This window comes from Sphaerotilus uruguayifluvii (assembly GCF_013294065.1).
In the GTDB taxonomy this organism is placed as follows: Bacteria; Pseudomonadota; Gammaproteobacteria; order Burkholderiales; family Burkholderiaceae_C; genus Sphaerotilus; species Sphaerotilus uruguayifluvii.
Genome location: NZ_JABSNM010000021.1, coordinates 81,641 through 88,217, shown reverse-complemented (window position 1 = coordinate 88,217; position 6,577 = coordinate 81,641). Strand labels below are relative to the sequence as shown.

Annotated in this window: 7 protein-coding genes and 1 tRNA gene; 4 read left to right on the top strand and 4 right to left on the bottom strand. The window is 69.6% G+C overall.

Going from position 1 to position 6,577, the window contains the following annotated elements:
• Positions 1-1,116: 1,116 nt before the first annotated feature.
• The 3 genes from HNQ01_RS18820 to HNQ01_RS18810 are packed head-to-tail and all read left to right on the top strand — an operon-like array spanning position 1,117 to position 1,996.
• On the top strand, positions 1,117-1,353 hold the full coding sequence (locus tag HNQ01_RS18820; RefSeq protein ID WP_173807026.1) for a hypothetical protein: 237 nt from the start codon (positions 1,117-1,119) through the stop codon (positions 1,351-1,353).
• 2 nt (positions 1,354-1,355) lie between these two features.
• A complete protein-coding gene (locus HNQ01_RS18815; protein ID WP_173807025.1) occupies positions 1,356-1,826 on the top strand; it encodes a hypothetical protein in 471 nt (156 codons plus the stop codon).
• Positions 1,823-1,996, top strand: a complete 174-nt coding sequence (locus HNQ01_RS18810) for a hypothetical protein (RefSeq protein ID WP_173807024.1) — start codon at positions 1,823-1,825, stop codon at positions 1,994-1,996. Before HNQ01_RS18815 ends, HNQ01_RS18810 begins: the two co-directional genes overlap by 4 nt.
• A 932-nt stretch (positions 1,997-2,928) precedes the next feature.
• Here the strand turns inward: HNQ01_RS18810 and HNQ01_RS18805 are convergent.
• The 4 genes from HNQ01_RS18805 to HNQ01_RS18790 form a co-directional block, all read right to left on the bottom strand.
• A tRNA-Ser gene (locus HNQ01_RS18805) sits at positions 2,929-3,019 on the bottom strand.
• Positions 3,020-3,074: 55 nt separating this feature from the next.
• On the bottom strand, positions 3,075-4,373 hold the full coding sequence (gene serS, locus HNQ01_RS18800) for a serine--tRNA ligase (protein ID WP_173807023.1): 1,299 nt from the start codon (positions 4,371-4,373) through the stop codon (positions 3,075-3,077).
• A 36-nt stretch (positions 4,374-4,409) separates the two neighbouring features.
• Positions 4,410-5,402 (bottom strand): 4-hydroxy-3-methylbut-2-enyl diphosphate reductase, encoded by a 993-nt coding sequence (gene ispH, locus HNQ01_RS18795; protein WP_173807022.1) that lies wholly within the window; start codon positions 5,400-5,402, stop codon positions 4,410-4,412.
• Positions 5,402-5,854 (bottom strand): FKBP-type peptidyl-prolyl cis-trans isomerase, encoded by a 453-nt coding sequence (locus tag HNQ01_RS18790; protein WP_173807021.1) that lies wholly within the window; start codon positions 5,852-5,854, stop codon positions 5,402-5,404. Before HNQ01_RS18790 ends, ispH begins: the two co-directional genes overlap by 1 nt.
• A 50-nt stretch (positions 5,855-5,904) precedes the next feature.
• Here HNQ01_RS18790 and radC point away from each other — a divergent pair, with 50 nt between their 5' ends.
• Positions 5,905-6,573: a RadC family protein gene (radC, locus tag HNQ01_RS18785; RefSeq protein ID WP_173807020.1), complete on the top strand. Its 669-nt coding sequence runs from the start codon at positions 5,905-5,907 to the stop codon at positions 6,571-6,573.
• Positions 6,574-6,577: the final 4 nt, after the last annotated feature.

The window sequence follows — 6,577 nt, the reverse complement described above, 5'->3', positions numbered from 1 at the left end:
TGAGCCCTGACAGCCGCGCGCGCGAGGCGCTGGCCTGTCGTGGGGTGCAAATCTGCACTCCATCCCCCCCCTGCCCGTGCGCGCGAGGCGCTGGCGGAAGGAGGTAGCGAATCACGCCCCCCCCTTTCACGACGTGCCCGCAAAACCCCGACGCTCCGGGGATTCCCGGAGCCGGCGCCGATGGCGATGGGGTGGCGATTCACCACCCCACGCACTGACAGCCGTACCCGAGGTGCAAAAAAGCACCTTTCCCGATTGATTCACCCGTTCTGGCGAATCAACGCAGCCGCCGCGCGCGAGGTGCTGGCGGGGGCTGCTCGCCGGTTTTGGTGAGCAGGTAGCCGACAGCCGTGCGCGCGAGGCGCTGGCCTGAGAAGTCAGGCGAGGCGCTGGCGAGCGGCATCACCGGCCCGGCATTGGCGGAAAAGTCCGCCGATGTCGTGCCATCGGGTCGAGGCGCTGGCGACTTCCTCAGCCTTAGGAAGTGTCCGCCGCCCCTGCGCGCGAGGCGCTGGCCTGTCGTGGGGTGCAAATGCTGCACCCCATCCCCCCCCCTGCCCGTGCGCGCGAGACGCCTGCCGAGAACAGCGCCAACCGGCGCAAGGTGCGCACGGATGCAGGCGAGGGGTACGCATACCCGGGGGTGCGCTACGTCGGCGACACGTCGCCCGCGATGCGCTGGCGCGTTCGGCACCACCTGCGCGGGCGGAGCGTCATCCGCCACGCTGCAACGCTGCTTGATGCTGTCGCGCTGAAGATGCGCCTACAGATGGGCGCAGAGCCGCCGCAGAGGCGACCCAGACGGGTGCCGTCTTTGCTGCCCGCACTGCTGTAGGGTCTTGCATCTTCGGGCGCTATCGGTCTACCATCCGTCCGCCGCTGCACATCAGCGGTGCGGGCGTAGCGGTCCGGCAAGCTTCGGCGCAGTAGCCGCGCCCGTCGCGGCTTTGTCCTTCCTGGACCTGCGCGCATGGTCACGTCTGTCTATGGCGGGCCGTGCAGGGAGGGGGAAACCCCTGCCGGTCCCGAAGCCCGGTCCGCTACCCCGCACGGTCTGCCACCCCTTTCGTAGCGGGGAGGGATGGCAGGTTCAAGACCTGTTGCTTCGGAGCCGTCATGGCTGACACCCTCATTGCGCCCGCATCGGGCCGCACCATCCTGCGCCTGCCTGCGCGCACCGATTCCCGTCCCTCTGCCCCTGTGGCCGACTACTGCCGCGCCTTCGTGCTGCGCCGTGCCCGCGAGCGTGCCGCCGTCAATGCCGCGCGCCGAGCCCTGCGCCGCGCCGCACTGCGCGCCAAGGCCACCGAGCTGGCCGCCGCCGACCGCCTCGCCATCGTCGGGGAGGTCTGAGCATGTCCGCCACCAACACCACCAGCCCCGCGCCGGCTGAGGCTGCGGCATGGCCTGCCCGCTCCAGTGTCGCGGCCCCGCGCAACCTGCGGCGGCTGGCCGCGCTGCTGGAAGATGACTGCCTGAAGCCCGACGCAGGCGACCACATCGCGGAAGCCGCTGAGGCGCTGCGTGAGCTGTCCGAGCCGCATGACACTGCGCCGGATGGCACGCTGGCCGCGCTGGCCCATCTGCTGCGGGTGCTGGAGTCCGACGCCCTCAGCATGCGCGAGACGCTGGCGAAGGCGACCCCTACCGCGCTGACCGATGTTGTCGGTGATGCCCTTGCTCTCATGTCCTGGCGCCTGGACTTCGCGGCGAAGCTGGCAGGAGGACCAGACCTGCACCAGATGCCCGACGAGGAGCGCTTGCTGCCTGGCTCGGCCCTGGCGCTTCTGGATGCCTCTGCGGCAGCAGCAGGGGGTGCAGCGTGAGCGCTCCCACCTTCCACGACCCGGACCACCCGGGGCGCCTGCTGGCGCTGGTGGCCGCCGTTCCCGGCCTTCCTGGCTGGGTGCTGGTGCGACCTGTCGGCGATGACCGGCCCGCCGCTGCGTTTCGTGCGCTGCTGGCCGACCTGACGCCGGCCACGTCGCCACCGTGACCCCTGCCCGGCGCTGACCGGGCACCCCTACCGACGACCGCCCGGCACCGACCGGGCACGCAGGCAGCGCCATCCATCGGCGCCGCTTGCCCGCGCAAGGCTTGCACGTCAGGCGCGGGGGGTCTTTGGACTTGTGACCCCCTGCCCAGCCTCCCGGCTCGGCCTGCGCGGTTCTGAAGGCGCCAGAGCGGACACCCTCCAAAGCGCCACCCAAAGGCGAAAGCTCGAACGGGGGAGGGCCGGCACCATGCGCCGGGAATCGAGCCGCTGCACGCTGCTGGCAGGCGTGCGGCCCGGATAAGCGTCCCATCCTGTCCCAGTGGCAAGAGCGACCGACCCGGCAAGCCCCGACCTGCTGCACTGCGGGTTAGGGGAAAGGCTTGCCGGAGTCACGAACCCTCCGAACCCGTAGCAATCCCGGCCGAAGGCACGGAATCAAGTCACCCGATGCGCAAGCGAGGGGAGGGGGTGTTGTCCTGGCTGAGAGATGGGGCCGAGTGGTCCAGACCTGAGGAAACCTGATTCCATCCGCGAGCGCAGCGAGCCTCCCCCGCCACGCCCCCGCGCGCCAACCTGGGCAGGTCACGGCATCCGGGGGACTCGCCGGCCTCAATGGATTCAAGGGCTTGGGGTCAAGAACAACCGTGACTCACGGATGTGCAACGGTGCGCCACGGATGCGCAGCGGTGCGGCTTTCAATCGAATGGCTCCGCGGTTCCTGCGGTGTAGATGCCATGAGCGCGCGAGCAGATGAGGCGCAGACCTGACCAGCGCGGACGGCTGCGGACAGTGAGCGGGGCTGGTGTGTCCTGGCCGCGCTTCCTCGGAACTCTCTTACATCCGCCGTTACATCGCCGGGAGCCGGGCAAGAAAAAAGCCCGGACTTGCCGGGCTTCTTTGCATCGCCAAGTGATTGATTCACAAGGCATTTTTGGCGGAGAAGGAGGGATTCGAACCCTCGATACGGGGGTACCGTATACCGGATTTCGAGTCCGGCGCATTCGACCACTCTGCCACCTCTCCTGGTAGCTTGCTGCTGAACCGTGGTCTGTTCAGCGAAGAATTCGATTATAGACGATCAGCAGCCCAGCTTGTCAAGGCCTCCGAGGTAGGGGCGCAGCACCTCCGGCACGGTGATGCTGCCGTCGGCGTTCTGGAAGTTCTCGAGCACCGCCACCAGCGTGCGGCCGACCGCCAGGCCCGAGCCGTTGAGCGTGTGGACGAACTCGTTCTTGCCCTGCGCGTTCTTGAAGCGCGCCTGCATGCGCCGCGCCTGGAAGGCCTCGCAGTTCGAGCAGGAGCTGATCTCGCGGTAGGTGCCCTGCGCCGGCACCCACACTTCCAGGTCGTAGGTCCGGGTCGAGCCGAAGCCCATGTCGCCGGTGCACAGCAGCATGACGCGGTAGGGCAGGCCGAGCTTCTGCAGGATCGCCTCGGCGTGGCCGGTCATTTCCTCGAGCGCGGCGTTGCTCTGCTCCGGGTGGGTGATCTGCACCATTTCGACCTTGTCGAACTGGTGCTGGCGGATCAGGCCGCGGGTGTCGCGTCCGGCCGAACCGGCCTCCGAGCGGAAGCAGGGGCTGTGCGCGGTGAGCTTGATCGGCAGCGCCTCGGCCGGCACGATCGTGTCGGCGGCGACGTTGGTGAGCGTGACCTCCGAGGTCGGGATCAGGTACCACTTGCTGCCGGCCGCCTCGCCGTCGCCCGAGGTGACGTGGAAGAGGTCCTGCTCGAACTTGGGCAGCTGGCCGGTGCCGCGCAGCGCGTCGCCCTGCACCAGATAGGGCGTGTAGCACTCGGTGTAGCCGTGCTCCTGGGTCTGAACGTCCAGCATGAACTGGGCGAGCGCGCGGTGCAGCCGCGCGACCGGGCCCTTCATGAAGGTGAAGCGCGAGCCCGAGAGCTTGGCGCCGGTCTCGAAGTCCAGGCCCAGAGGCGCGCCCAGGTCCACATGGTCCTTGACGGGGAAGTCGAAGGCCCGCGGCGTGCCCCAGCGGCGCACCTCGACATTGCCGGTCTCGTCCGGGCCGACCGGCACGTCGGCCTGCGGCAGGTTGGGCACCGACAGCACCAGCGCCTCGAGCCGGGTCTGGATCTGCCCCAGGCGCTCGGCGCAGCTCTTGAGCTCGTCGCCGATGCCGGCGACCTCGGCCATCAGTGCGCTGGTGTCCTCGCCCTTGCCGCGCAGGGCGCCGATCTGCTTCGAGAGGCGGTTGCGGGTGGCCTGCAGCTCCTCGGTGCGGGTCTGGACGGTCTTGCGCTCGGCCTCCAGCGCGCGGAAGGCGTCGGCGTCGAGAAAGGGCTGCGGGTTCTTGCGCGTCTGCAGCCGGGCGATCACCGCGTCGAGATCGCGGCGCAGCAGGTTGATGTCAAGCATGGGGATGGGAAGACTGGAGCTGTAAAGCGGGAAGGTTCAATTCTGGCGCTGCGTCGCGGCCTCGGCCATCGACTTGTCGCCCAGGCCCTTCGGCAGCGGGAATTCGATGTGTTCCTCGACGCCCGGCATCTTGCGCACCGCCAGCGCGCCGAGTTCGCGCAGCCGCGCGATGACCTGGTCGACCAGCAGCTCAGGGGCCGAGGCGCCGGCGGTCAGGCCCACGCGCGGGCGGCCCTCGAACCACTCGGGGCGCAGCTCGGCGGCGCTGTCGATCATGAAGCCGGGCGTGCCCAGGCGTTCGGCCAGCTCGCGCAGGCGGTTGCTGTTCGAGCTGGTCGGGCTGCCGACGACGATGACGATGTCGACCTCGGCCGAGAGCACCTTCACCGCGTCCTGACGGTTCTGGGTGGCATAGCAGATGTCCTGCTTCTTGGGTTCGCGCACCTGCGGGAAGCGGCGCTTGACGGCGGCGAGGATCTCCGCGGCGTCGTCCACGCTCAGCGTGGTCTGCGTGACCACCGCCAGCCGGCTCTCGTCGGGCACGACGACCCGGTCCACGTCCTCGACGTCCTCGACCAGGTGGATGCCGCCGTCGAGCTGGCCCATCGTGCCCTCGACCTCCGGGTGGCCCTTGTGGCCGATCATGATGAAGTCGTAGCCCTCGCGGCGCAGCTTGGCGACCTCGACGTGGACCTTGGTGACGAGCGGGCAGGTGGCGTCGAAGACCTCGAAGCCGCGCGCGGCCGCCTCGCGGCGCACCGCCTGGCTCACGCCGTGGGCGCTGAAGATCAGCGTGGCGCCCGCGGGCACCTCGGCGAGGTCCTCGATGAAGATCGCGCCCTTGGCCTTCAGGTCGTTGACGACGTAGGTGTTGTGGACGATCTCGTGGCGCACGTAGATCGGCGCGCCGAACTTCGTGATCGCGCGCTCGACGATCTCGATGGCGCGGTCGACGCCGGCGCAGAAGCCGCGCGGCTGCGCCAGCACCACTTCCTGCACCGGGCCGGTCGATGTCGTTGCGGTCGTCATCACAGCACCCCGATCAGCTGCACCTCGAAGCTCACCGGCTGGCCGGCGAGCGGGTGGTTGAAGTCGAACAGCGCCCAGTCCTTGCCGGTCGGTCCCAGCTCGCGCAGCACGCCCGCGAAGGCGCCGCGGCCGTCGGGCGTGGGGAACTGCACCACGTCGCCGACCTGGTACTGCTCGTCCGGATCGCCCATCTGGCGCAGCTCCGAGAAGGCGAGCTTCTGCACCATGTCCGGGTTGCGCGGACCGAAGGCCTCGCCGGCGGCCAGCTCGATCACGGTGCGCGTGCCTTCCTCCAGGCCGATCAGGCGCGCCTCGATGGCGGGGGCGAGCTCGCCGCTGCCGATCGTTAGCGTCGCGGGCTTGTCGTTGAAGGTGTTGACGATGTCGCCGCCGTCCGGGCCGGCGAGGCGATAGTGAAGCGTCAGGAATGAACCCGCTTGGACCTGTGGCACGTCAGTGATCCTGTTCTCGATAGACTGTCCGCGATTTTAGGTGTCCCCCGATGAAAGACCTGCCGCCCGAGCTGAGACCCCGCGAGAAGCTGCTGAGCCACGGCCCGGCCGCGCTGCAGGATGCCGAGCTGCTGGCGATCCTTCTGCGCACCGGCACGGCGGGCAACGGCGTGCTGCAGATGGCGCAGCAGCTGCTGGATCGCTTCCAGGGTCTGGGCGGGCTGCTGCGGGCCGACGGCGCGGCGCTGGCGGGCGTGAAGGGCCTGGGGCCGGCCAAGCGCGCCGAGCTGCTGGCGGTGCTGGAGCTGGCGCGGCGCACGCTGGCGGCCGAGATGGCGCGCCGGCCGGTCTTCGATTCGCCGCAGGCGGTGCGCGACTTCCTGCGGCTGGAGCTGGCCGAACTGGGCCACGAGGTCTTCGCGGTGCTGTTCCTGGACGCCCAGCACCGGCTGATCCGCTTCGAGCCGATGTTCCGCGGCACGCTGACGCAGACCAGCGTCTATCCGCGCGAGGTGCTCAGGCGCGCGCTGGCGCTGGAGGCGGCGGCGGTCATCCTGGCGCACAACCATCCCTCCGGCGTGGCCGAGCCGTCGAAGGCGGACGAGTTCCTGACGCAGTCGCTGAAGACGGCGCTGCAGATGATCGACGTGCGGGTGCTCGACCACTTCGTCGTCGGGCGCGGGCCGGTGGTGTCCTTTGCCGAGCGGGGGCTGCTGTGACGAC

Bases quoted from the DNA above. Each gene is read 5' to 3' on its own strand.
- ispH (WP_173807022.1), bottom strand. From the start codon at position 5,402: ATGACGACCGCAACGACATCGACCGGCCCGGTGCAGGAAGTGGTGCTG.
- HNQ01_RS18815 (WP_173807025.1), top strand. From the start codon at position 1,356: ATGTCCGCCACCAACACCACCAGCCCCGCGCCGGCTGAGGCTGCGGCA.
- radC (WP_173807020.1), top strand. From the start codon at position 5,905: ATGAAAGACCTGCCGCCCGAGCTGAGACCCCGCGAGAAGCTGCTGAGC.
- serS (WP_173807023.1), bottom strand. From the start codon at position 4,373: ATGCTTGACATCAACCTGCTGCGCCGCGATCTCGACGCGGTGATCGCC.
- HNQ01_RS18820 (WP_173807026.1), top strand. From the start codon at position 1,117: ATGGCTGACACCCTCATTGCGCCCGCATCGGGCCGCACCATCCTGCGC.